Origin of the sequence: Micromonospora cathayae (assembly GCF_028993575.1) — a bacterium.
In the GTDB taxonomy this organism is placed as follows: domain Bacteria; phylum Actinomycetota; class Actinomycetes; order Mycobacteriales; family Micromonosporaceae; genus Micromonospora; species Micromonospora cathayae.
The window spans coordinates 150,946-174,619 of record NZ_CP118615.1; the positions used below are offsets into that span (position 1 = coordinate 150,946).

The following is a 23,674-nucleotide window of genomic DNA, read 5'->3' on the forward strand; positions in this document are numbered from 1 at the left end:
CACCCTACCCGGGGCGATCAAACCCGGTGGGGCCGCCGAGCGGGCCGGTCCTCCCCCGGCGGGCGTCGCCACCACGCCGGAGGAGGACCGGGCCGGTCACTCCTGCGGCGGTAGCGGCGACTGCCGGCTCTTGGGCAGGCGCAGCACCTCGAACTGGTCGGTGCCGTCGACCAGCGCCGCCGACGGGGCCGGGGCCGGTCGCGTACCCCCGGCGGGGTCACCGGCCGACGGACCGCCGGCGGCGACGGTGGCCGGCTCCGGCGCGTCGACCGGGGTCGGCCCGGCCGCAGCGGCGGTCCCGCCGGTCCGGGCCTGCCGGCGGGCCCGCCGGCGCTCCTTGCGGGTCTCCACCATGGTGTAGAGGGTCGGGACCAGCACCAGGGTGAGCAGGGTCGAGCTGAGCAGCCCGCCGATCACCACGATCGCCAGCGGCTGGGAGATGAAGCCGCCCTCGCCGGTCAGCCCGAACGCCATCGGCAGCAGCGCGAAGATGGTCGCCACCGCGGTCATCAGGATCGGACGCAGTCGACGCCGGCCGCCCTCGATCACCGCCTCCCGCACGCCCATGCCCTGTGCCCGGTACTGGTTGATCAGGTCCATCAGCACGATCGCGTTGGTGACCACGATGCCGACCAGCATCAGCACCCCGATCAGCGCGGGCACCCCCAGCGGGGTGCCGGTGAGCAGCAGCAGGCCGATCGCGCCGGTCGCCGCGAACGGGATCGACACCAGCAGGATCAACGGCTGCACCAGGCTGCGGAACGTCGCCACCATGATCAGGAAGACGATGGCGATCGCGGCCAGCACGGCCAGCCCCAGGTCGGCGAACGCCTCCTCCTGGTCCGCGCTGACCCCGCCGACGGTGAGCGTCGCGCCCGGCACGTCGATGGCGTCCAGCTTCTCGCGCAGCTTCTTGGTGGTCGCGCCGAGGTTGGAGCCGGTGGCCGTACCGGTGACCGTGACGCTGCGGTCGCCGTCGATCCGGGTGACCTGCTGGAGCCCCTCGACCTGCTCGACGGTGGCGATGTCACCCAGCTTCGCCGGACCCACCGGCAGCGCGCGCAGCGCGTCCACCGTGGTCGGCGGCGCGCCGGCGAACCGCAGCACCACGTTGCGCTGTCCACCGTCGACGGTCACCTGGCCGATCGGGCTGCCCCGGTACGCCTGGGCGACGAGCTGCCCGACGGCCGCCTCGGTGAGCCCGACGCGGGCGGCGGCGGCCCGGTTCACCGCCACCTCCACCCGGGGTACCCGCTCGGCCAGGCTGGACGAGACGTCCTCGACGCCGGCCAGGTCGGCCATGGCGGCGCGGGCCTCCTCGGTGGCGCGGGCCAGCGCCTCCGGGTCGGCGGCCTGGACGACCACCGCGAGCTGGTTGGCGGACGCGCCACCCTGACCGCTGGGGAAGCTCAGTTCGCCCACCCCGTCGCCGAGCGCGTCGAACTCCCGGCGCAGGTCCTCCTTGAGCCGGTCGGTGTCGGTGTCCTCGGCGAGGCCGAGCACGTAGCTGGCGGCGCTGTTGCCGCCGCCGCCCTCCCACGGCAGGCCGCTGCCCCCGATGGTCACCTGGTACGTCTCGACGCCCCCGGTCTTCTCCAGCAGCGCCTCGACCTTCTTGGCCGCCTCGTCGGTGCCGGCCAGCCCGGTGCCGATCGGCAGCTGCTGGCTCATGTTCAGCGAGTCCTGGCCGGAGTCGTCGATGAAGTTGGTCTCCAGCCGGGTCGACAGGCCGAACGTGCCGAGCAGCACCACCAGGCCGATCGCCACCGTGGTCCACCGCTTCCGGGTGGCGAAACCGATCACCGGCAGGTACGCCCGCTGCAACGGGTTGCGCAGCTCCTTCTCCTCGGCGGCCTGCCGGACGTCCGCCTTGCGGACCGTGCCGCCGGCCGGCTTGAGGAACCAGTACGCCAGCACCGGGATGACGGTCAGCGAGACCAGCAGCGAGGCCAGCAGGGCCACCGTGACGGTGATCGCGAACGGCGCGAAGAGCTGCCCGACGAACCCGCCCACCAGGGCGATCGGCGCGAACACCGCGACCGTGGTGAGGGTGGAGGCGGTCACCGCGCCGGAGACCTCCCGGACCGCGGAGAGGATCGCCTCGCGTTTCGGCTCGCCGTACTCCAGGTGCCGTTTGATGTTCTCCAGCACCACGATCGAGTCGTCCACCACCCGGCCCACCGCGATGGTCAGCGCGCCGAGGGTGAGCAGGTTCAGCGAGTAGTCCCCGATCCACAGCGCCAGCAGCGCCACCAGCACCGACAGCGGGATGGAGACCGAGGTGACCAGGGTGGACCGGACGGAGAGCAGGAAGACCAGGATGACGATGACCGCCATCACCAGGCCGAGCAGGCCCTCGGTGGTCAGGCTCTCGATGGACTTCTCGACGAACGGCGCCTGGTCGAAGACCACGGTCAGTTCGGCGCCGGAGGCCGCCGACAGTTCGGCGAGCCGGTCCCGGATGTCGTGCGAGATGGACACCGCGTTGCCGTCCGGTGCGGCGGTGACCGCGATACCCAGGCTGTCCCGGCCGTTGGTGCGGGTGACCGAGGTGGGCGGGGCGAGCTGCTCCTCGACGGTCGCCACGTCGGCCAGCCGGACCGGGGTCGCGCCCGGCGCGACGATGATCCCGCGCAGGTCGTCCAGGGTGGCCAGCGGCTTACCGACCTGGACGGTCAGCGACCGGCCGCCCTCGACCACCGCGCCCGCCGGCACGGTGATCCCGTTGGTCTGCAGGGCGGTGCCGATCGCCGTCGGCTGGAGCCGCGCGGCGGCCAGCTTCGCCGGGTCCGGCGTCACCACCACCAGCTCGTCACGGGTGCCGGTGACCTCGACCGTGCGGACCCCGTCGACCGCCTTCAGCTCGGGCACCACCGCGCTGTCCAGCTTCGCGGCCAGCGCGGCCGGGTCGTCGCCGCCGGACGCGGCGATCACCACGGCCGGCAGGTCGTCGGTGCTGCCGGCGATGACCTGCGGGTCGACGTCCGCCGGGAGCTGGTTCCCGATCCGGTTGACCGCCGTCTGCATCTTGCTGACCACGTCGTCCACGTCGGTACCGAAGACGTACTCGACGACGATGGTGGTAGAACCCTCCCGGGAGGTGGAGGTGATCTTCTCGACCCCCGGGATGCCCTGGAGGCTGTTCTCGATCGGCTCGGTGACCTGGGACTCGACCACCTCAGGGCCGGCACCGGGGTAGGTCGCGACCACGAACGCGGCCGGGAACTCCAGCGACGGCAGGAGTTGCTGCTTCAGCGACGGCACGGCGAACGCCCCGAACGCCGTGATCACCACCGCGATGAGGGCGACCAGCCCCCGGTTGGCGAGGCTCAATCTGGCGAGCAGCGACATCGGCGTAGCTCACTCCTGGAGTAAGGGTTGGCTGGGTACGCCAGTCTGCCTGACCCGGGTAACGCTCCCAGCGCCGGGGTCACCCTGCGTATATGCGCCGTGAGCAGCGCATATTCACCTGTTGCCGGGGTCTGCCTCAGGCCAGGTCGAGGGAGCGGGCGGCGGCCAGCGCGTCGTTGGCGATGGTGATCGGGGCGGGTGCGGTGGAGATCGCCCACTCCGGGTCCTTCAGGCCGTGCCCGGTGACCGTGCAGACCACCGTCGAACCGGCCGGGACCTTGCCCGCCGCCCCCTGCTGGAGCAGCCCCGCCACGCTGGCCGCGCTGCCCAGCTCGACGAAGACGCCGACCTCCCGGGCGAGCAGCCGGTACGCGGTGAGGATCTCCCGGTCGGTGACCGCCGCGATCAGCCCGCCCGAGGCGTCCCGGGCGTCGATCGCCTTCGTCCAGCTCGCCGGGTTGCCGATCCGGATCGCGGTGGCGATGGTCGACGGCTCGTGCACCACCTGGCCGGTGACGATCGGGGCCGCCCCGGCGGCCTGGAAGCCGTACATCTTCGGGGCCCGGGTGGTGGTGCCGGCGGCCAGCTCCTCCGAATACCCCATCCAGTACGCGGACACGTTGCCGGCGTTGCCGACCGGCAGGCAGTGGATGTCCGGGGCGTCGCCGAGGGCCGCGACGATCTCGAAGGCGGCGGTCTTCTGCCCGTGCAGCCGGTCGATGTTGACCGAGTTGACCAGGGCCACCGGGTAGTCCTGGGCGAGCTTCGCGGCCAGCGAGAGGCAGTCGTCGAAGTTGCCCTGCACCTGGAGCAGCCTCGCGCCGTGCACCAACGCCTGGGCCAGCTTGCCGAGGGCGATCTTGCCCTGCGGCACCAGCACCGCGCAGGTCAACCCGGCACGGGCCGCGTACGCGGCGGCGGAGGCGCTGGTGTTGCCGGTGGAGGCGCAGATGATCGCCTTGTTGCCCGCCTCGATCGCCTTGGACACGGCCAGGGTCATCCCCCGGTCCTTGAACGAGCCGGTCGGGTTGGCCCCCTCGACCTTCAGGTAGACGTCGCAGCCGAGCCGGCTGGACAGCACCGGCGCGGGCAGCAGCGGGGTGTTCCCCTCGTGCAGGGTGACGACGGGCGTGGCCTCGGTGACCGGCAGCCGCTCCCGGTACTCCTCGATCAGACCCCGCCACATATCGCTCTCCTCGCTACCTCGACGCCCCGTCGGAGCTGCTTCGACGCCCCGTCGGACCGGGGGACCAGCCCAGCGTGGACCAGTCTCCCGGCCAGCGGGAAGCCGGACCCGTGGTTACCCACCTGACGGGACGGACCGAGCCCACCTCGCGTGCCCGGCCCGCCGGGACGGCTCGGTCACCCGCCGCCGTCGACCGGGCCGGCCGGTCACTCGCCGCCCTCGACCCGCAGCACGCTGGCGATGGACCGGACGGCGTCCAGCCCCCGTAGTTCCTCCACGGTCGCGGCCAGCGCGGCGTCCGGAGCCACGTGCGTCACGATCACCAGTACCGCGTCCACCCCCCGGCCGGCCGGCTCGGTGCCGGCGGGCGCCTGCCGGACCGTGGCGATCGACACGTCGTGCCGGGCGAAGACCCCGGCCACGGCGGCCAGCACACCCGGCTTGTCCGCCACGTCCAGGCTGACGTGGTACCGGGTGAGTGCCTCCCCCATCGGCCGGACCGCCAGGTCGGCGTACGCGGACTCGCTGGGCGCGCGGACCCCGGCCAGCCGGTTACGGCCGACCGCCACGATGTCGCCGAGCACCGCGCTGGCGGTGGCCGCGCCACCGGCCCCCCGCCCGTAGAACATCAGCGGTCCGGCCGCGTCCGCCTCGACGAACACCGCGTTGTACGCGTCACCCACGCTGGCCAGCGGGTGGCTGCGCGGGATCATCGCCGGGTGCACCCGGACGCTGACCGACTCCCGGCCGGCCGCGTCGACGCCCCGGGCGGCGATGCAGAGCAGCTTGATCGTGCAGCCCATCGCCTGGGCGCTGGCCACGTCGGCGGCGGTGACCTCGGTGATCCCCTCCCGGTGCACGTCGGCCGCGCCGACCCGGGTGTGGAAGGCCAGCGAGGCCAGGATCGCCGCCTTCGCCGCCGCGTCGAAGCCCTCCACGTCGGCGGTCGGGTCGGCCTCGGCGTACCCCAGTTCGGTGGCCTCCTCCAGCGCCTCGGCGAACCCGGCGCCGGTGGCGTCCATGGCGGAGAGGATGAAGTTGGTGGTGCCGTTGACGATGCCGGTGACCCGGGTGATCCGGTCCCCGTGCAGCGACTCGCGCAGCGGGCGCAGCAGCGGGATCGCCCCGGCCACGCTGGCCTCGTAGTAGAGGTCCGCCCGGCCGTCGGCCGCCGCGTCGTGCAGCGCCGCGCCGTCCTCGGCCAGCAGGGCCTTGTTCGCGGTCACCACGCTCTTGCCGGCGCGCAGGGCGTCGACCAGCCAGCTCCGGGCCGGCTCGATCCCGCCGACCACCTCGACCACCACGTCCACGTCGTCCCGTTTGATCAGGCCGACCGCGTCGGTGGTGAACAGCTCCGGGTCGACCGGCAGGTCGCCGCGGTCCCGGCCGAGCCGGCGGACGGCGATCCCGGCGATCTCCAGCGGCGCGCCGATCCGGGCCGCCAGGTCGGCCGACTGCTCGTGCAGCAGCCGTACCACCTCGCTGCCGACAGTGCCGCAGCCGAGTATCGCCAAGCGCAACGGTGACGTCATCCAACATCCAATGCGAGCAGGTCCGCTTCGGTTTCCCGGCGGACGATCAACCGGGCCCGACCGTCGCGCACCGCCACGACCGGTGGCCGGGGCACGTGGTTGTAGTTGCTGGCCATGCTCCGGCAGTAGGCCCCGGTGCCGGGCACCGCGACAAGATCTCCGGGTTGCACGTCGGCGGGCAGGAATTCATCCTTCACCACGATGTCCCCGGACTCACAATGCTTTCCCACCACGCGGGCGAGCAGCGGTTCCGCCGTCGAGGCCCGGGAGGCCAGCGTGGCCGAGTACGACGCGTCGTACAGCGCGGTCCGGATGTTGTCGCTCATCCCGCCGTCGACGCTCACGTACGTCCGGATCCCGTCGACGTCCTTGACCGTGCCCACCTCGTACAGGGTGAACACGGCCGGACCGACGACGGCCCGGCCCGGCTCGATGGACAGGTGCGGCACGGCGAGCCGCTCCACCGCGCACTCCCCGTCCACGATCTTGCGGAGCCGCTTCGCCAGCTCCGCCGGGGCCGCCGGGTCGTCCTGGGTGGTGTACGCGATACCGAAGCCGCCGCCCAGGTCCAGCTCGGGCAGCTCCACCCCCCGGGCGTCCCGGATCTGCGCCTGCAGGCCCAGCACCCGGCGGGCGGAGACCTCGAAGCCGCTGGCGTCGAAGATCTGCGAGCCGATGTGCGAGTGCAGCCCGCGCAGCTCCAGCACGTCCTCGTCGAGGATGCGCAGCGCGGCGGCCAACGCCGCCCCGCCGGCCAGCGAGAAACCGAACTTCTGGTCCTCGTGGGCGGTGGCGATGAACTCGTGGGTGTGCGCCTCCACGCCCACGGTGACCCGGATCAGCACCCGCGGCCGGACCCCGCGCTCCCGGGCCAGCGCGGTGAACCGGTCGATCTCGGTGAACGAGTCGAGGATCACCCGGCCCACCCCGGCGTCCAGGGCCCGGGTCAGCTCGGCCACCGACTTGTTGTTGCCGTGGAAGCCGATCCGCTCCGGGGGCATCCCGGCGGCCAGCGCGACCGCCAGCTCGCCGCCGGTGCAGACGTCGAGGTACAGGCCCTCCTCGGCGATCATCCGGACCACCGCGCGGCAGAGGAACGCCTTGCCCGCGTAGTAGACGTCCTCGTCCGGGAAGGCGGCCCGGAAGTCCCGGCAGCGGGACCGCAGGTCGTCCTCGTCGAGCACGTACACCGGGGTGCCGTACTCGGCGGCGATGGTGCGGACGTCCAGGCCCGCCACGGTCAGCACGCCGTCCGCGTCCCGGGTCACCTGCCGCGGCCAGAGCTCCGGCACCAGGGCGTTGACGTCCACCGGGGTACGCAGCCAGGCCGGCCCCCGGCTACCGATGTCGCCGTGCAGCGCACCGGCCTCATGCGCCCGCATCAGCAGCCTCCGCTTCGCGACTGCGGGGCTCGCAAGCTCACTCCTCGCGCTCGCAGCACCCGCCCTCCGCTTCGCGACTGCGGGGCTCGCAAGCTCACTCCTCGCGCTCGCAGCACCCGGGTCACATCCTCTCCGGGGCGGAGACGCCGAGCAGGTCGAGACCGTTGGCGATCACCGTACGGGTGGCGTCGTTGAGCCAGAGCCGGGCCCGGTGCAGGTCGGTGACCTCCTCGTCGCCGCGCGGCAGGATCCGGCAGTTGTCGTAGAAGCGGTGGTACGCCCCGGCGAGGTCCTCCAGGTAGCGGGCCACCCGGTGCGGCTCCCGCAGCTCGGCGGCGGTGGCGACCACGGCGGGAAACTCGGCGAGCGCCTTGAGCAGCTCGTTCTCCTTCTCGTGGTCGAGCAGCTCGGGGCGGAACGCCTCGGCGTCGCCCCGGGTCAGGCCCACCTCGGCGGCGTTCCGGCCGACGCTGGCCGTCCGCGCGGCGACGTACTGCACGTAGTAGACCGGGTTGTCGCGGGTGGCCCGGGTCCACAGCTCCACGTCGATGTCGATCGGCGAGTCGAAGGAGTAGCGGGCCAGCGCGTACCGGGCGGCGTCCACGCCGATCGCGTCGACCAGGTCCTCCAGGCTCACCACCGTGCCGGCCCGCTTGCTCATCCGCACCGGTACGCCGTCGCGGACCAGGTTGACCAGCTGGCCGATGAGGATCTCCAGGGTGACCGCCGGGTCGTCGCCGAAGCAGGCGGCCATCGCCCGCATCCGGCCGACGTACCCGTGGTGGTCGGCGCCGAGCATGTAGACCGCCCGCTCGAAGCCCCGCTCCCGCTTGTCGAGGTAGTAGGCGCAGTCGGCGGCGAAGTACGTCCACTCGCCGTTGGACTTGCGCAGCACCCGGTCCTTGTCGTCGCCGAAGTCGGTGGTGCGCAGCCAGACCGCGCCGTCGGCGTCTTGGACGTGGCCCTGCGCGCGCAGCCGGGTCAGGGCGTGCTCCAGCTCACCCCGGTCGTGCAGGCCCTGCTCGCTGAACCAGGTGTCGAACTCGACGCCGAACTGACCCAGCGAGGTCCTGATCTCGTCGAGCATCAGCGCGACGCCCTCCGCCCGGAAGACCGCCTGGGCGTCCGAATCGGCCAGGGTCAGCACGTCCGGCCGACGGGCGACCACGTCGGCGGCGATCTCGGCGATGTACGCCCCGCCGTAGCCGTCCTCCGGGGTCGGCTCGCCCCGGGCGGCGGCCAGCAGCGACGCGGCGAACCGGTCGATCTGGGTGCCGGCGTCGTTGACGTAGTACTCGGTGCCGACCTGCGCCCCGGTGGCCCGCAGCAGCCGGCCGATCGCGTCGCCGACCGCCGCCCACCGGGCCCCGCCGATGTGCACCGGGCCGGTCGGGTTGGCCGAGACGAACTCCAGGTTGATCTTCTCGCCGGCGAGCCGGTCGCTGTGGCCGTACCCGGGACCGGCGGTCACGATCGACCGGGCCAGCACCCCGGCGGCGGCGGCGTCGAGCCGGATGTTCAGGAAGCCGGGACCGGCGATCTCCACCGACTTGATCCCGGCGGCCCGACCGAGCTGCTCGGCGAGGGCGGCGGCCAGCTCCCGCGGCGGCTGCCCGACCTTCTTGGCGAGTTGCAGCGCCAGGGTCGAGGCGTAGTCGCCGTGCTCCGGGTTGCGGGGTCGCTCCACCACCGTCCGCTCGGGCAGGGCGGAGCGGTCCAGCCCACGGTCGGCGAATACGGCGTGGGCAGCGGAGAGAACGACCTCGGCGAGTTCTGCGGGAGTCACCGAACCATGTTATCGGGGGTAGACTCGGTCACTCGTGGGCGACCCTGCGCGTCAACCGGCCCGCCACACTCCCCTGACCGACCGACCTGACGAGGCACCATGAGCATCAGCACCCCGGGCGGCGACCAGCGCCGTCCGTCCGTGGTCAGCACCGGCAAGAAGCCGGCGGCCGGCAGGCCCGCGACCGGCGCGAAGGCCACCGCCGCCCGGCCGACCGGGGGCCCCCGCCCGGCGGGCGGCGGCAAGGGCAAGGGCCCGAAGAAGCCGATCACCCCGGTGAAGGTCAGCCAGGGCCGGGCCTGGGGCCCGATCGCCCTGATGGTGGCGGTCGGTGTGCTCGCCGTGGCGATCGTCGGCTACGGCGGCTGGGCCGCCTTCAAGGGTTCGAAGCCGTGGGAGGAGCGGGCCGCCGACATCTCCGGCATCAGCAACTTCCGGGAGAGCGACCCCGACCTGGTCAAGGGCGGCAACCACAAGGCCGGCTCGATCCAGTACTCGGTCCTCCCGCCGGTGGCCGGTGAGCACAACGGCGCCTGGCAGAACTGCCAGGGCGACGTCTACGACGCCCCGATCGCCAACGAGCACGCGGTGCACAGCCTGGAGCACGGCGCGATCTGGATCACCTACCGTCCCGACCTGCCGGCCGACCAGGTGGCGAAGCTCACCGAGAAGGTCCAGGGCCAGGAGAAGATGATGCTCAGCCCGTTCCAGGGGCTGGACAAGCCGATCTCGCTCCAGGCCTGGGGCTTCCAGCTCAAGGTCGACAACGCCGACGACAGCCGGATCGACGAGTTCATCAAGACGCTGCGGATCAACGCCTCGATCGAGGGCCCGAACGCCAACTGCGGACAGGGCATCACCGCCACCGGCACCACGCCGCGTGACGGCGGGCAGATGCCGCAGCAGTGAGGACGGACCGGAGATGACCGCACCGACAACGGACCTCGCGCCTGACGCGAGCCCGGCCGCCGACGGCGGCCGGGCGCCCGGGTCCGCCCGACGCTGGGGCACCGTGGCGCTCACCGTCGCCGTCGTGCTCGGGCTTCTCCTCGGGTACGCGGGGGGCCTGCTCACGCCCCGGCTGACCCGGCCCGGGGACGCCTCGGCGGAGGCGGGTTTCGCCCGGGACATGTCCACCCATCACGCCCAGGCGGTGGAGATGGGGCTCATCGCGTTCGACCGGGGCGCCGACGCCGAGGTACGCCAGATCGGGGGCGACATCGCCACCGGGCAGCAGGGCGAGCTGGGGATGATGCAGGGCTGGCTGCGCTCGTGGGGGCTGGACCCGACCGGCTCCCAGCCCCGGATGGCCTGGATGCCGGGCGGTACCGAGATGATGCGGAACGGGCTGATGCCCGGGATGGCCACCCCGGAGGAGATGACGCGGCTGCGCGCCGCCCAGGGCCGGGAGCTGGACATCCTCTTCCTGGATCTGATGATCGACCACCACATGGGTGGGGTGCACATGATCGACGGGGTGCTGGAGCAGAGCGACGATCCGGAGGTCACCCGGGTCGCCCAGACGATGAAGAACACCCAGCAGAAGGACCTGGAGAACCTGCGCGCCGCCCGGGAGCGGCTGGGCGGTTAGGTCCGTGTCGAACCGGAAGACGATCGCCGTCCCGCTCGGGGCGGCGATCGTCGTCTGGCGGTCTCGACGGTGCCCGCAGCAGGCGGTCCGCGGCACCGGCCGGTGGGCCGACCCCGGAACGACCACCACCAGTTGCACGGTATGCCCGATTCGGTTGGTTCAAGGTTTTTCTACCCACATATCGTGACCAGTTGTGATTCGGGGTCGTTGCGCAGGACGTGGGGGTTGCACTCAGAGACGCACGGCGCTCGGTCACCAGTTGGTGCCGACGCCACACCATCGGCGGTGACGGGACGGTGGCAGCCGTCCGTCGCGGACAACGGCCGGGCGAATCGGGACCGCTCAGCCGCGAACAGGAACTGGACCTGATCGACGCCCTGCGCGGCGTCCACCCCGACGCGTTCGGTCTGGACGAGGAGTTGTGGACCCGGCAGAGCCTCACCACCCTCATCCAGCACCGGTACCACCTGCCGCTGGAGGCGGGCGCGGTCGGGGCGTACCTGCGGGCCTGGGGGCTGGGCCCCCGGGAACCCCGGGAACGGGCCTGCGGGCTCTGCGTCGGCGCGGTGGAACACTGGGTCCGTACCGAGTACCCGACCATCACCCGGGCCGCCCAGGAGCATCTGGCCGAGGTCTACTGGCTGGGCCGGGTACGCCTGCGCGGCACCATGCCGGCGGCGGACGTGGTCTCGGCGGTGTCCTCCCGGGGGCGGGTCCGCTTCATGGTCACCACCCCGTCCGTGGACCCGCCGCTGCCCCGGGACTTCGTGCTCCGGCTCAGCGGCACCGAGGAACGGACCGTACACGTGATCGTGGACGGCTCCTGGCCGAGGAACGAGTGGCCCCGACGGCTGCCCCGGCGCATCGTGCTGCACCCGCTGCCGAGCTGCGGCCGTACCCCGGCCACCCGGCCCAACCGCCTCGGCCCAGCCGCCTGACCGCGGCGCACCTCCGGTGAACTGCTCGGATGCACCGGCGCGGCGACCCGCCGCGCCGGTGCGGCGATACCGATTGGGCGGTCACCGGGGGTGTTTGCTACTCTTCTCGCGTCGCTGAGCCCCCGTAGCTCAGGGGATAGAGCACCGCCCTCCGGAGGCGGGGGCGCAGGTTCGAATCCTGCCGGGGGCACCAGAGCAGACCAGCACGACAAGGCCGCTGACCAGGGAAAACCAGGTCAGCGGCCTTCATCGTTCCCGGACGGTCGTCGGCTAGGCCGCCGACCGCTCTCCGGAGACGAGCCGGTCCCAGGCCGCCATCGCACAGTCCACCACGCCGTCGAGCTGGGCACGGGTGGCGCCGTCGCGGGCCTGGAGGGACATGCCCTGCACGATCGCGCCGACGAACCGGGCGATCGGCTCCGGGTCGGTGCCGGCCGGTACGTCACCCTCCGCCACGCCCCGGGCGATCCGCCGCCGGATGTCGGCGATGTCCCGCTCCCGGCACTCGGCCAGGAACCGGCGGACCTCGTCGGACTCGGGTAGTCCGGCGGTCGCCGCGAGCACCACCAGGCACCCGGACGGGTTGGCGGGGTCCACGTACGCGCGGGCGTTGTGCCGCAGCATCGCCTCGATCGCGGAGCGGGCGCTGCCGTCGGAGTCGAGCGCCCGCTGCGGGGCCGACCCCTCGGTGGCGTTGTAGAGGTCGACGGCCTCCCGGAAGAGCGCCTCCTTGCTGGTGAAGGCGGCATAGAGGCTGGGTGAGGCGATGCCCATCGCCGCGGTCAGCTCGGACAGCGACGCACCCTGGTAGCCGCGCTGCCAGAAGACCTCCATGGCCCGGCGCAACGCGGTGGTGCGGTCGAACGTGCGGGGCCGGCCTCGCTTCACCATCGGCAACTCTCCTCGGTTCGAGGATAGGCGACCGCCCGCCCGCCGGCTGTACGGTGCTTTGCAGCCTTTTGCCGACTAGGCTGTAACGGCCCCGTGCATTGGAGACGGTCCATGGTCGATCTGCCGCCGCTGCGCCACCCCCTCGTCGCCGCGCCGATGGCCGGCGGTCCGTCCACTCCCCGGTTGGTCGCCGCCGTCGGACAGGCCGGCGGCCTCGGGTTCCTGGCCGCCGGATACCGCCGGCCGGAGCAGGTGGGCGAGGAGATCCGGCAGGTACGTCAGCTCACCGGGGCGTCTTTCGGTGTCAACGTCCTGCTACCCGGTGCGGCCCGGGCGACCGAAGCCGAGATCGCCGCCTACGCGGCCACGCTGCGACCCGACGCGCAGCGCCTCGACGTCGCACTCGGCGAACCCGTCGCCGACGACGACCACCTCGACGAGAAGATCGACCTGTTGTGCCAGGAGCGGGTCCCGGTCGTCTCGTTCGCCTTCGGTCTCCCCACCGGTGCCACCGTGGAACGCCTGCACGCGGCGGGGACCTGCGTACTGGTCACCGTCACGACGCCCGACGAGGCGGTGGCAGCGGCGGAGACCGGCGCGGACGGCGTGGTGGCCCAGGGCATCGAGGCCGGTGGGCACCGGGGCGGTTTCACCGACCGGGTGGGCGTCGGCGAGTACGGGCTGTTGACCCTGCTGCGCCTGGTGGCCCGGGTCAGCCGGCTGCCGGTGGTGGCGGCCGGTGGCCTGATGGACGGTCATTCGGTCGCCGCCGCGTTGACCGCCGGCGCGACCGCAGCCCAACTGGGTACGGCGTTCCTGCGCTGCCCCGAGGCCGGGACCAATCCGGTGCACCGGGCCGTGCTGGGCGGTTCCCGGGAGACCGTCGTCACCCGGGCGTTCACCGGTCGACGGGCCCGGTCGATCGTCAACGGGTTCGCCAGCCGCCAGTCGACCGTGCCGCCGCCGGCCGCGTACCCGCACGTCCACCGGCTGACCGCGCCGTTGCGCCGCGCGGCCGTCGCCGCCGGGGACACCGAGACGGCCAGCCTCTGGGCCGGGCAGGGGCACGCCCTGATCCGCGAACTGCCCGCGGGGGAGCTGGTGCGGCAGTTGGCCGCCGAGACGCACACGGCGCTGGCGGCGACCCGGCACCCGCCCGGCGGCTGAGCGCGCGCGAACCGCCGCGAGGTGGCGGTCACGGGCCGGTGGCCGGTCGGTCCCCCGACCAGCCCGTAGGCCGACGATGCCCGCCGTCCCGGGCGGCGGAGACCGTCAGTCCCCGACCAACCGCAGGCCGATGATGCCCGCCACGATCAACGCCAGGAAGAACAGCCGGCCCGGGGCCGCGCTCTCGCCCAGGGTGACGATGCCCGCGACCACCACCCCGACCGCGCCGATGCCCACCCAGACCGCGTAGGCGGTCCCCATCGGCAGCGACTTCATCGCCCAGGCGAGCAGGAGGAAGCTGAGCACCGCCGTACCGACCGCCAGCATCGACGGCCACAGCCTGGTGAAGCCCTCGGTGTGTTTGAGCGCGCCCGCCCAGACGATCTCCAGCAGCCCCGCCAGGACGAGGACGAACCAACCCATGCGTGTTCTCCTCCAGGAAGGCCCGGCCGGCGTCGCCCCCCGTAGGACCCGGGACCCCGGTCCTGTCGTACGACGCCGGCCGGGCGGCTGGCTCCCGTACCGCCCGGCCGGGGCGGCGGGTGACGGGTGACGGTCAGGCCGCGAAGCCACCGTCGACCGAGATGGCGGTACCGGTGACGTACCGGCCGCCCTCCCCGGCCAGGTGGCTGACGGTCGCCGCGATGTCGGCCGTCGAGGCGTACGCGCCCAGCGCGATGAAGGTCCGCTCGTGGTTAGCGCCCGCGCCGTCGGCGGGGTTCATGTCGGTGTCGGTGGAGCCCGGATGCACCACGGTCGCCGTGATGCCCCGCGGACCCAGGTCGCGCGCCAGCCCCCGGGTCATCCCGACCAGCGCGCTCTTGGTCATCGCGTAGAGGCTGACCCCCGGGTAGGGCACCCGCTCGGCGAAGCAACTGCCGATGCTGATCACCCGGCCGCCCCGGCCCATGTGCCGGACCGCGGCCTGGGTGGCGAGGTACACCCCCCGCACGTGCACGGCCAGGGTGCGGTCCAGTTCCTCGACGGTGACCTCGTCGATCGGGCCGTACGGGAAGACACCGGCGTTGTTGACCAGGATGTCCAGGCGACCCAGCTCGGTGACCGTCCGCTCGACCGCGGCGACGATCGCGGTCGCGTCGCCGCTGTCGGCCGCGACGGCCAGCCCGCGCCGCCCGGCTCCCGCGATCTCCGCGACCACGCCCTTGGCCTTCTCCCCGGCGTCGAGGTAGGTGATCGCGACGTCGGCGCCGTCGCGGGCGAGCCGGAGCGCGACGGCTGCCCCGATCCCCCGGCTGCCGCCGGTCACCAGCGCCACCCTGCCCGCGAGTCCCGCCACGGCCGCCCCCATTTCTGTATCGATCGACACAATAATGGAGCGTAGCGTCTCGGCCGCCCCGGCGGAAGCATCGACGGGCGGTTGTCCAGCAACATGACGACGCCGCGCGGAGGCATGACGGGCCACCGTGCGGCAGCATCGCGGGCCGCCGCGCGGAGGCACGACGGCCACCACGGCACCATGACGGCCAACGTCCGCCGGCATGACGGCCACCGCCCAGCGGCATGACGGCCACCGCCGGGTGGGCACGGTTCGAACCGGGGAGGACACCAGCCGGTACCGGAGCGGACCGGCGACCCGGCCGTCGCGCACCCACCGGGCCGCGCCGGCGGTTCACCCGTCGGCGGCGGCTCCCGCCGACCCGGCGCGACGGGCGCGGGCCCGGCGTTTCCCCTCGTGCATGGCCGCCACCCGGGCCACCGGGATGGTGTGCCCCTCGGCGACCAGGTCGGCCGGGAGGCGCTGCGGCGCGGGCATCCGCCCCGCCCACGGGTCCCCGCCGGCGAGCAACGCCGGCACGGTACGGATGGTGAAATCGGCTGGCGTGACGTCGGCCAGGTCGGCCCAGTCCACCGGGAACGACACCGGCACCCCGGGGCGCAGCCTCGGGCTGTACGCGGCGACCACGGTGGCCCCGCCGGCCCGGGTGGAGTCGACGAACACCCGGCCGCCCCGGTCCTCCCGGATGAAGGCGGTGGTGGCGAGCGCCGGGTCCGTCCGGGCGGCGCGGGCGGCGAGCGCCCGGGTGGCGGCGGCGCAGTCCGCCGCGTCGGTGTCCGCCGCGACCGGCACGAAGACGTGTACGCCCTTGGCTCCGCTGGTCTTGACCGCACCGGCCAGCCCGGCGTCGGCCAGCGCCTGCCGGACCAGTTCGGCGGCGGCCACCACCAGCCCGAAGTTCTCCCCCTCGGGCGGGTCCAGGTCGAGCACCAGGTGGGTGGGACGGTCCGGGGCGTCGACCGTGGTGAGCGTGGGGTGGTACTCCACCGACCGCTGGTTGGCGAACCAGAGCAGCGTCCGGCGGTCGTCGCAGAGGGCGTACGCGATCCGTCGGTGGGACGCCTCGGCCCAGACCTCGGTGCGGCGTACCCAGTCCGGGGTGTACCGGGGCAGGTTCTTCTGCATGAAGGCCGGCTGGCCGGGGCGGACCCGGACCACCGAGAGCGGCCGGCCGCGCAGCGCCGGCAGCAGTTGCTCCCGGACGGCGTCCAGGTAGTCGACCAGGTCCCGCTTGGTCGCGTCAGTGCCGTCGGAGAGCGGCTGGTCGAGGTTGGTCAGCGGGACCCCGTCCCGGATGTCCTCCGCACCGCTCACCACCCCACCCTGCCCGCCCCGTCGACGCCGGGCAACCCGACACGCGCCGCGCCCCGCCGGGCACCGACACAGCCGCAGCGGCCACCGGACCCGGCCGGCGGGCCCCGCCAGGCACGGGCCCGCCGGTCACATGCCCCACCAGGCACGGGGCGCGCCGGTCACGGGCCCCGCCGGTCACGGGCCCCGCCCCACTGTGGCGGACGCCACGAATCTGACCGATCGGTCAGGCCCTGACCGATCGGTCAGGCATGCTGGTGGGCAAGGAGGTGGCCGGCATGGCCCGGGTGGTACCGGAGACACACGACGAGATCCTCGCCGCGGCGGCACGGCGGTTCGCCGCGACCGGATACAAGGGCACCTCGTTGCAGGACATCGCCCGCGAGGTCGGGGTGTCCAAGGCGACCGTGCTGTACCACTTCGCCAGCAAGGAGGCCCTGCTCAGCGAGTTGATGGCCCCGGCGCTCGCCGACCTGCTGGAGCTGGACGACCGGCTCACCGGGCTGGTCGGCGCGGCAGCCCAGCAGACCGCCGCCGAGGGTTTCGTCGACCTGGCGGTACGCCACCGCCGCAAGATCGCGTTGCTGCGCGGTGAGTTCGCCGCGCTGCTCCAGCAGCCGGCCTTCGCCCACGTCCAGCAGATCTCCGAGCGGCTCATCGCGGCGTTCGCCGGCCACTCGACCGACCACGAGGCCCGGGTGGTGGCGCTGGTCCTGCTCGCCGGGATCGCGGAGACCTGCGGGGAGTTCGGTGACCTCACCGACGACGACCTGCGGGCCGCCCTGCTCGGTCTGGTCCGGCGGGCGCTGCCACCACCCGGGTGACCACCACCACCGTCCCGTACCGCGCACGACCTCATCCCACGACCTAGGACAAGGACAACGATGGCGACCCTGTTGTACCGGCTCGGCCGGGGTTCGATGCGCCGACGGCGACTCGTCGTCGCGCTCTGGCTCGTCCTGCTCGTCGGGCTCGGCCTGAGCGCCGCGTTCTTCCGCGGCCCGACCTCGAGCGACTTCACCATGCGCGGCACCGAGTCGCAGGAGGCGCTCGACCTGCTGGCGAAGGAGTTCCCGGCGGCCAGCGGGGCCACCGGCACCATCGCGGTCAAGGCACCCGCCGACGGCCAGTTGGGCACCCCGCAGGGGCAGGCCGTCGTCCGGGAACTCGTGCAGGAGGCCGGCAGCGTGCCCGGCGTGGTCGGTGCCGTCGACCCGTTCCAGGTCGGCGCGGTCTCCCCGAACGGCCGGTACGCGCTGGTCCAGGTGCAGTTCTCCGGCGGCGCGGACGAGGTCACCGACGAGCAGCGTGAGGCGTACGCGGAGGTCGGCGCGCGGGCCGAGAGCCAGGGCTGGCAGGTCGCCCCCGGCGGTGAGGTGCTCAACGCCGAACCGGAGGTCGGCTCCACCGAGGCGATCGGTGTCCTGGTCGCCCTGGTCGTGCTGGTGGTCACCTTCGGCTCGCTGGTCGCGGCGGGGATGACCATGCTCAACGCGCTGATCGGCGTGGGCGCGGGCATGGCCGGGCTGTTCGCGCTCAGCGGCGTGATCGACCTGACCAGCACCGCTCCTATCCTGGCGCTGATGCTCGGCCTGGCGGTCGGCATCGACTACTCGCTCTTCATCACCTCCCGGTACCGGCAGAACCTGCTGACCGGGCTCTCTCCGGACGAGGCGGTCGGCCGGGCCGTCGGGACCGCCGGCTCGGCCGTGGTGTTCGCCGGTGCCACCGTGGTCATCGCCCTGGCCGGGCTCGCGGTGGTCAACATCCCGTTCCTGACCGTGATGGGCCTGGCCGCCGCCGGTACGGTCACCGTGGCGGTGCTGGTCGCGATCACGCTCCAGCCGGCGCTGCTCGGCTTCGCCGGCCGTCGGGTGCTCCCCCGCAAGCTGCGGGACGCCGTGCCGGCCGCCGACGCCGCCCCGGCCCCGGCGGACACGCGGGTCGCGGACACCACCCCGGCCACCGGCGACGCACCGGCCGGCACCGGCCCCGCCTCCTCGACCGTCGGAGCGGCCGGGACCGCCGGGTCGGCAGCCGCAGGCACCGCCGGGTCAGCCGGCGGGACCGCCGGGTCGGCAGCCGCCGCCGAGGCGGCCGAGGACCGCTCCGGGTTCGGTTTCCGCTGGGCCCGCTGGGTCACCCGGTTCCGTATCCCGGTCATCCTGGCCGGCCTGCTCGGGCTGGGCCTGCTCGCTATCCCGACCACCGACATGCGACTGGCCCTGCCCGACCCGAGCACCGCGCCGGTCGGCACCCCGGCCCGCACCTCCAGCGACCTGATCAAGGAGGGCTTCGGGCCCGGCTTCACCGGTCGGCTCGCGGTGGTGGTCTCCGGGGACTCCGCGCAGCAGACCCAGGCCGCGCTCCCGCAGGTCGTGCAGCGGGTGCAGGGCACCGACGGCGTCCTCGCCGTGGCCCCGCCGCAGGTCAGCCCGGACGGCCGGACCGCGCTGCTCGGCGTGATCCCGGAGGCCGGCCCGACCGACGAGGCCACCGAGACCGCCGTGCACGACATCCGGCGGGCGGTCGACGGGATCGACGGGGTGGAGGTACGGCTCACCGGGGTCACCGCGATCGGCATCGACGTGTCGGAGAAGCTCGCCGACGCGCTGCCGGTCTACCTGCTGCTCGTCGTCGGTCTCTCGGTGCTGCTGCTGATGCTGGTGTTCCGGTCGATCCTGGTGCCGGTCAAGGCGGCGCTGGGCTTCCTGCTGACCGTCGCGGCGACCTTCGGCATCACCGTCGCGGTCTTCCAGCAGGGCAACCTCGCCGACCTGGTCGGGCTGGACACCCCCGGCCCGCTGATCAGTTTCCTGCCGATCCTGCTCATCGGCATCCTGTTCGGCCTGGCCATGGACTACGAGGTCTTCCTGGTCTCCCGGATGCGGGAGGACTTCGTGCACGGCGACACCGCCGCCCAGGCCACCATCAACGGGATGGGGCACGGCGCGCGGGTGGTCACCGCCGCCGCCCTGATCATGATCTCGGTCTTCGGCGGGTTCGTCTTCCTGGACGACCCGGTGATCAAGTCGATGGGCTTCGCGCTGGCCATCGGCGTCGCCATCGACGCGTTCGTGGTCCGGATGACCATCGTCCCGGCGGTGATGTCGCTGCTCGGCGACCGGGCCTGGTGGCTGCCCCGCTGGTTGCAGCGGGCCCTGCCGAACGTCGACATCGAGGGCGAGGGGCTGCGCGCCCACCTGCGTACCGACACGTGAACCGGCCGGGGGTCCTCCTGACGTCCGCATCCGCGGGAGGGCCCCCACGTCCGGTCACCAGGCCGGAGGCGGGCCGATCCCCCGGGCCGGTGGGCGGGCCGGTCCCCGGCTCTCACATGCCGGCCGGGTACGTCTCCAGTTCGCCCGGCGTGGCCAGCGCCGGCAGCGGATGCAGGGCGGTGGTCTCGTCACACCAGACGAAACCGTCGTACCGCTCCCCCAGCCGGGTCGGCACGTAGTTGGCCTGCCGTTCCAGCCCGGGGTCGTAGACCACCCCGATCGCCCGGTGGTCGAGGGTGCCGGTGACCCAGCCCGGCTGGTCCGCGCCCCCGAAGACCAGTACCGCCCGTTCGGGCATCAGCTCGTGCAGCCGGTCCTCCAGCGAGCCCGGCCGGGCCGGCGGCGCGGTCATCGCCTCTGCCGGGGACCCCCAGCGCGGGGCGGCGACCAGCCCGCCCCGGTAGCTGCCGAACCCGACCAGCAGCACCGCCCGCTCGCCGTGCCGTTCCCGCGCCAACTGCCCGATGTTGACCAGCCCGGCCCCGGCCATGTCGGTGGCCCGGGCGTCACCGACGTGGGTGTTGTGCGCCCAGACCACCCCCCGCGACTGCGGGCCGTACCGGTCCAGGAGCCGGTCCAGGGTGTCGGCCATGTGGGTGTCCCGTACGTTCCAGGAGTCGTCCCCGCCGGCCACCATGGTCCGGTAGTACCGTTCCGCGCCGGCCACCACCTCCGCGTTCTGCCAGGCCGAGAAGCGGTCCGCGCCGTCGGAGGCGGCCTGTTGGCGGGTACGCGCCAGCAGCCGCACCACCTCCTGCTCGCAGCGCGCCGAAACGAACCGGCTGGCCAGCCCGTACTCCTCGGGCCGCTTGCCGTACGGCTCGAAGCACCGGTACGCGTCCTGCGCGGCCTCCAGCGACGCCGGGTCCTCCTCGCCCAGGTAGTCGAAGATGGCCTGCATCGACTCCCAGAGGCTGTACACGTCGAGGCCGTGGAAGCCGGCGCGGGCGGTGTCCGGCCGGTCCACGTTCCAGGCGCGCAGCCACCGGCAGAACCGGGCCACCTCCGCGTTCGCCCACATCCAGGTGGGCCAGCGCTCGAAGCGTTCCAGAGCGGTCAGCGGGTCGGCGCTGCCCCGTGGGGCGGCGGTGACCGAGCGGTGCACCCGGTCGCAGTCCGGCCAGTCCCCCTCCACCGCCACGAACGAGAACCCGCACTCGGCGATCAGCCGCCGGGTGAGCTGTTCCCGCAGCCGGTAGTAGTCGTAGGTGCCGTGCGTCGCCTCGCCCAGCATGACGATCCGGGCGTGCCGGGCGCGCTCCAGCAACGGGTCGAAGTCGCTCGGCGCGCCGAGCCGCTGGACCAGCATGAACGCGGCTACCCGGCGCGGGCCGCGACAAACCGGGTGTGCCACGCCGGGCAGCGGGTAGCCGACGGCCATGACGACCACCGGTACCTGGCTGCGGGAGTATCTGGACGGGCTCGACTACCCGGTGTCCCGGGAGGACCTGGTCCGGCGGGCCCAGGAGAACGGGGCGAGCACCGAGGTGCTCCAGCTGCTCCGGGCGCTGCCGGCGGAGCAGTTCGGCTCGCCCGCCGAACTGGGCGACACCCTGGCCTCCCTGGCCTGACCAGCCGGCCGGGCAGGGGACGGCCCGCCCGCCGGAGACTCGGGCCCCGACCGAGACCGGCGGCCCGGCAGAGGCCGGCGGCCCGGCAGAGGCCGGCGGCCCGGCAGGAGCCGGCCGGGCGGGGGACGGCTCAGCTGACCGTCACGGTGACCGTGTGCCAGCCGGTGGCCCCGTCGGGGAAGGGCGGCCGGCGCTCCTCCGGCTGCACCGCGCCGGTCCGGTCGGTGGCGCGTACCCGCAGGGTGTGCCCGCCCGGCGGGGCGGCCCATTCGTACCGCCACTGGACCCAGGTGTCGGTGGACGGGACCGGCAGCAGGGTCGCCGGCCGCCACGGGCCACCGTCCACGGAGACCTCCACCGCGGCGATGCCCCGGTGCTGCGCCCAGGCCACCCCGGCCACCTGCACCCGACCGGCGTCCAGCCGGGCGAACGGGGCCGGCCGGTCGATCCGGGAGGCGGTCTTCACCGGCGCGCGCCGGGCCCACCCGCGCCGCACCCAGTACGCGTCGAAGTCCGCGAAGGTGGACACCTCCAGTTCGACCAGCCACTTGCACGCGCCGGCGTAGCCGAACACGCCCGGGGTGAGCATCCGGACCGGGAAGCCGTGGGTGAACGGCAGTGGTTCGCCGTTCATGCCCACGGCCAGCAGCGCGTCCCGCCCGTCGAGGACGGTCTCCAGCGGGGTGCCGATGGTCATGCCGTCGGACGACCGGGCCACCAGCTGGTCCGCGCCGGACCGGATGCCGGCCGCCCGCAGCAGCGGGGCGATCGGTACGCCGAGCCACCGGGCGGTGCCCACGTACGGGCCGCCGACCTCGTTGGAGACGCAGCTGAGGGTGATGTCCCGCTCGACCAGGTCCCGGTCCAGCAGCTCGTCGAAGGTCAACTCGACCGGCCGGTCCATCAGCCCGTGCAGCCGCAGCCGCCACTGCCGCGGGTCGAGGCGGGGCACGGTGAGCGCGGTGTCCACCCGGTAGAAGTCGGCGTTGCGGGTGTGGAAGCCGGGGGCGACGCCGGCCGGCAACGGCTTCGCCGGGCTGGTCGGGGCGGGCAGCCGGACCGCCTCGCGGGTACGGGCCGCGTCGCGCAGGTTCGTCCGGCGTAACGTGCCCACGCCGAGCGCGGCCAGCGCGGTGCCGCCGGCCACCAGGGCGACGTCCCGCAGCAGCACCCGCCGGGGGGTGCGCCGCTGCGCGTCGTCCGGTGCCGTTTGAGGATGCCCGACCGACAGCAGCCGGCGCAGCAGGAGGGCGGCGACGGTCGCGCCGGCCAGCGCCGGCAGGGCGTCGAGCGGGCCGGCGGCCGGGCGGGTGACGGCGGCGACCGCCGCCACCACGCCCAGCACCGCCGCGCCGGCCAGGCCGTACCCGGCCCGCCGCCGGGCCAGCATCCCGGTGCCGGCGGCCAGCAGCGCCAGCACCAGCACGATGCCGCCCAGCAGCAGCGGCTTGTCGTACGTGCCGAAGGTGCGGACCGCCCACTCCTTGACCGGGGTCGGGGTGCCGTCGATCACCGTGCCGCCGACCGCGACCAGCGGTGCCGCCTGCGGTCGGGTGGCGGTGGCGAGCAGTTCGGCCACCGCCACCCCGGCCGTGGCGGCCAGCAACCCGAGGCCGGCGGCGGAGAACTGGGGGCGCATCGTCGACCTCCGGGGTGGCCCGCCGGGGACGGCGGGCGGGACGGGGAGTGGGCGGTCCGCAGGTCCGGTCAGGACTTCGGCATCAGCACGGTGTCGACGATGTAGACGGTGGCGTTGGCGGTCTGCACGTTGCCGCAGACGACCATCGAGTTGCCGTTCACCGTGAACTGGGTGCCGCTGCCGGCGACGGTGACCTCACCGCCCTGGAGGGTCTTGTGGGTGCCGGCGAGCTGCGCCGGGGCGAGCTTCCCCTCCACCACGTGGTAGGTCAGCACGTCGGTCAGCATCTTCTTGTCGGCGAGGACCTTGTCCAGGTCGGCCTTCGGGATCTTGGCGAAGGCGTCGTTGGCCGGGGCGAAGACGGTCACCGCCGGGGCGGTGTTCAGCGAGTCGACCAGCTCGGCCTGCTTGACCGCGGTGACCAGGGTGCTCAGCACGGGGTTGCCGGAGGCGGCGGTGGCGACCGGCACCTTGGCCATCGCCTCGAAGCTGCCCGGGTTGGCGGCGTCGGTGGGTACCGCGGCGCAGCCGGGGCCGAACTCGCCGTCGGCCATCGCCCCGGTGCTGGGGCTGGCCATGTCGGTCGCCATCGGCGCGCTGGTCGCCGGGGCGGCGGTCTCCTCCTCGGTGGACTCCCCACCGCAGGCGGAGAGGGCGAACGCGAGGGCGGCGACCGCCGCGACGGCGGAGAGCTTCTTCGTACGCATCAGACGAATCCCTTCAAAGGCGAACCTTGCTTCTGAACGGGATT

Annotated in this window: 19 protein-coding genes and 1 tRNA gene; 8 read left to right on the forward strand and 12 right to left on the reverse strand. The window is 73.6% G+C overall.

All coding sequences use genetic code 11. The features are described from left to right. Positions 1 to 96: 96 nt before the first annotated feature. From PVK37_RS00700 to argS, 5 genes are all read right to left on the reverse strand, one after another. On the reverse strand, positions 97 to 3,351 hold the full coding sequence (locus tag PVK37_RS00700; protein ID WP_275031727.1) for an efflux RND transporter permease subunit: 3,255 nt from the start codon (positions 3,349 to 3,351) through the stop codon (positions 97 to 99). Positions 3,352 to 3,487: 136 nt separating this feature from the next. Beyond that, positions 3,488 to 4,537 carry a threonine synthase gene (thrC, locus tag PVK37_RS00705; protein WP_275031728.1) on the reverse strand — a complete coding sequence of 350 codons (1,050 nt, stop codon included), beginning with the start codon at positions 4,535 to 4,537 and terminating at the stop codon, positions 3,488 to 3,490. Between the two features lie 206 nt (positions 4,538 to 4,743). Further along, entirely contained in the window at positions 4,744 to 6,057 is a 1,314-nt protein-coding gene (locus tag PVK37_RS00710) for a homoserine dehydrogenase (RefSeq protein WP_275035307.1), read from the reverse strand. Between the two features lie 8 nt (positions 6,058 to 6,065). Next, positions 6,066 to 7,451, reverse strand: a complete 1,386-nt coding sequence (gene lysA, locus PVK37_RS00715; protein ID WP_275031729.1) for a diaminopimelate decarboxylase — start codon at positions 7,449 to 7,451, stop codon at positions 6,066 to 6,068. 121 nt (positions 7,452 to 7,572) lie between these two features. Then, a complete protein-coding gene (gene argS, locus PVK37_RS00720) occupies positions 7,573 to 9,237 on the reverse strand; it encodes an arginine--tRNA ligase (RefSeq protein WP_275031730.1) in 1,665 nt (554 codons plus the stop codon). Between the two features lie 99 nt (positions 9,238 to 9,336). Here argS and PVK37_RS00725 point away from each other — a divergent pair, with 99 nt between their 5' ends. The 4 genes from PVK37_RS00725 to PVK37_RS00740 all read left to right on the forward strand — a co-directional run bounded on the left by PVK37_RS00725 (position 9,337) and on the right by PVK37_RS00740 (position 11,959). Next, entirely contained in the window at positions 9,337 to 10,146 is an 810-nt protein-coding gene (locus PVK37_RS00725; protein ID WP_275031731.1) for a DUF3105 domain-containing protein, read from the forward strand. Positions 10,147 to 10,159: 13 nt separating this feature from the next. Then, positions 10,160 to 10,828, forward strand: coding sequence for a DUF305 domain-containing protein (locus PVK37_RS00730; RefSeq protein ID WP_275031732.1), 669 nt, complete (start codon positions 10,160 to 10,162; stop codon positions 10,826 to 10,828). 218 nt (positions 10,829 to 11,046) lie between these two features. Then, the gene (locus PVK37_RS00735; protein ID WP_275031733.1) at positions 11,047 to 11,766 is read left to right on the forward strand and encodes a winged helix-turn-helix domain-containing protein; all 720 of its coding nucleotides are present in this window, start codon (positions 11,047 to 11,049) and stop codon (positions 11,764 to 11,766) included. Between the two features lie 118 nt (positions 11,767 to 11,884). Continuing rightward, positions 11,885 to 11,959: transfer RNA gene (locus PVK37_RS00740), tRNA-Arg, on the forward strand. A gap of 77 nt (positions 11,960 to 12,036) precedes the next feature. Here PVK37_RS00740 and PVK37_RS00745 read toward each other — a convergent pair. After that, the gene (locus PVK37_RS00745; RefSeq protein WP_275031734.1) at positions 12,037 to 12,657 is read right to left on the reverse strand and encodes a TetR/AcrR family transcriptional regulator; all 621 of its coding nucleotides are present in this window, start codon (positions 12,655 to 12,657) and stop codon (positions 12,037 to 12,039) included. A 111-nt stretch (positions 12,658 to 12,768) separates the two neighbouring features. Here PVK37_RS00745 and PVK37_RS00750 point away from each other — a divergent pair, with 111 nt between their 5' ends. Next, on the forward strand, positions 12,769 to 13,824 hold the full coding sequence (locus PVK37_RS00750; protein WP_275031735.1) for an NAD(P)H-dependent flavin oxidoreductase: 1,056 nt from the start codon (positions 12,769 to 12,771) through the stop codon (positions 13,822 to 13,824). A gap of 105 nt (positions 13,825 to 13,929) precedes the next feature. Here PVK37_RS00750 and sugE read toward each other — a convergent pair whose 3' ends face one another. From sugE to ligD, 3 genes are all read right to left on the reverse strand, one after another. Beyond that, complete coding sequence (sugE, locus tag PVK37_RS00755) at positions 13,930 to 14,247, reverse strand: quaternary ammonium compound efflux SMR transporter SugE (RefSeq protein WP_275031736.1); 318 nt, start codon at positions 14,245 to 14,247, stop codon at positions 13,930 to 13,932. 133 nt (positions 14,248 to 14,380) lie between these two features. After that, positions 14,381 to 15,121, reverse strand: coding sequence for an SDR family NAD(P)-dependent oxidoreductase (locus PVK37_RS00760; protein WP_341483412.1), 741 nt, complete (start codon positions 15,119 to 15,121; stop codon positions 14,381 to 14,383). 333 nt (positions 15,122 to 15,454) lie between these two features. After that, on the reverse strand, positions 15,455 to 16,435 hold the full coding sequence (gene ligD, locus PVK37_RS00765; protein ID WP_275031737.1) for a non-homologous end-joining DNA ligase: 981 nt from the start codon (positions 16,433 to 16,435) through the stop codon (positions 15,455 to 15,457). Positions 16,436 to 16,710: 275 nt separating this feature from the next. On the opposite strand from ligD, the gene PVK37_RS00770 reads away from it, so the two are divergent. Both PVK37_RS00770 and PVK37_RS31765 read left to right on the forward strand, forming a co-directional pair. After that, positions 16,711 to 17,256, forward strand: coding sequence for a TetR/AcrR family transcriptional regulator (locus PVK37_RS00770; protein ID WP_275035309.1), 546 nt, complete (start codon positions 16,711 to 16,713; stop codon positions 17,254 to 17,256). 60 nt (positions 17,257 to 17,316) lie between these two features. Next, complete coding sequence (locus PVK37_RS31765; RefSeq protein ID WP_275031738.1) at positions 17,317 to 19,653, forward strand: MMPL family transporter; 2,337 nt, start codon at positions 17,317 to 17,319, stop codon at positions 19,651 to 19,653. Positions 19,654 to 19,765: 112 nt separating this feature from the next. Here PVK37_RS31765 and PVK37_RS00780 read toward each other — a convergent pair whose 3' ends face one another. Then, positions 19,766 to 21,022, reverse strand: coding sequence for an erythromycin esterase family protein (locus PVK37_RS00780; RefSeq protein WP_275031739.1), 1,257 nt, complete (start codon positions 21,020 to 21,022; stop codon positions 19,766 to 19,768). A 70-nt stretch (positions 21,023 to 21,092) separates the two neighbouring features. On the opposite strand from PVK37_RS00780, the gene PVK37_RS00785 reads away from it, so the two are divergent. Next, on the forward strand, positions 21,093 to 21,284 hold the full coding sequence (locus PVK37_RS00785; protein WP_275031740.1) for a DUF2795 domain-containing protein: 192 nt from the start codon (positions 21,093 to 21,095) through the stop codon (positions 21,282 to 21,284). 130 nt (positions 21,285 to 21,414) lie between these two features. On the opposite strand, the gene PVK37_RS00790 is transcribed toward PVK37_RS00785, so the two are convergent. Both PVK37_RS00790 and PVK37_RS00795 read right to left on the reverse strand, forming a co-directional pair. Then, the gene (locus tag PVK37_RS00790; protein ID WP_275031741.1) at positions 21,415 to 22,923 is read right to left on the reverse strand and encodes a molybdopterin-dependent oxidoreductase; all 1,509 of its coding nucleotides are present in this window, start codon (positions 22,921 to 22,923) and stop codon (positions 21,415 to 21,417) included. Between the two features lie 68 nt (positions 22,924 to 22,991). Further along, positions 22,992 to 23,630: a fasciclin domain-containing protein gene (locus PVK37_RS00795; protein ID WP_275031742.1), complete on the reverse strand. Its 639-nt coding sequence runs from the start codon at positions 23,628 to 23,630 to the stop codon at positions 22,992 to 22,994. Positions 23,631 to 23,674: the final 44 nt, after the last annotated feature.

What these genes read in the sequence shown, in the direction of transcription:
- PVK37_RS00700 (WP_275031727.1), bottom strand. Translation starts at nt 3,351, where the DNA reads ATGTCGCTGCTCGCCAGATTGAGCCTCGCCAACCGGGGGCTGGTCGCC.
- thrC (WP_275031728.1), bottom strand. Translation starts at nt 4,537, where the DNA reads ATGTGGCGGGGTCTGATCGAGGAGTACCGGGAGCGGCTGCCGGTCACC.
- lysA (WP_275031729.1), bottom strand. Translation starts at nt 7,451, where the DNA reads ATGCGGGCGCATGAGGCCGGTGCGCTGCACGGCGACATCGGTAGCCGG.
- PVK37_RS00725 (WP_275031731.1), top strand. Translation starts at nt 9,337, where the DNA reads ATGAGCATCAGCACCCCGGGCGGCGACCAGCGCCGTCCGTCCGTGGTC.
- PVK37_RS00730 (WP_275031732.1), top strand. Translation starts at nt 10,160, where the DNA reads ATGACCGCACCGACAACGGACCTCGCGCCTGACGCGAGCCCGGCCGCC.
- PVK37_RS00745 (WP_275031734.1), bottom strand. Translation starts at nt 12,657, where the DNA reads ATGGTGAAGCGAGGCCGGCCCCGCACGTTCGACCGCACCACCGCGTTG.
- PVK37_RS00750 (WP_275031735.1), top strand. Translation starts at nt 12,769, where the DNA reads ATGGTCGATCTGCCGCCGCTGCGCCACCCCCTCGTCGCCGCGCCGATG.
- sugE (WP_275031736.1), bottom strand. Translation starts at nt 14,247, where the DNA reads ATGGGTTGGTTCGTCCTCGTCCTGGCGGGGCTGCTGGAGATCGTCTGG.
- PVK37_RS00770 (WP_275035309.1), top strand. Translation starts at nt 16,711, where the DNA reads ATGGCCCGGGTGGTACCGGAGACACACGACGAGATCCTCGCCGCGGCG.
- PVK37_RS31765 (WP_275031738.1), top strand. Translation starts at nt 17,317, where the DNA reads ATGGCGACCCTGTTGTACCGGCTCGGCCGGGGTTCGATGCGCCGACGG.
- PVK37_RS00780 (WP_275031739.1), bottom strand. Translation starts at nt 21,022, where the DNA reads ATGCTGGTCCAGCGGCTCGGCGCGCCGAGCGACTTCGACCCGTTGCTG.
- PVK37_RS00785 (WP_275031740.1), top strand. Translation starts at nt 21,093, where the DNA reads ATGACGACCACCGGTACCTGGCTGCGGGAGTATCTGGACGGGCTCGAC.
- PVK37_RS00790 (WP_275031741.1), bottom strand. Translation starts at nt 22,923, where the DNA reads ATGCGCCCCCAGTTCTCCGCCGCCGGCCTCGGGTTGCTGGCCGCCACG.
- PVK37_RS00795 (WP_275031742.1), bottom strand. Translation starts at nt 23,630, where the DNA reads ATGCGTACGAAGAAGCTCTCCGCCGTCGCGGCGGTCGCCGCCCTCGCG.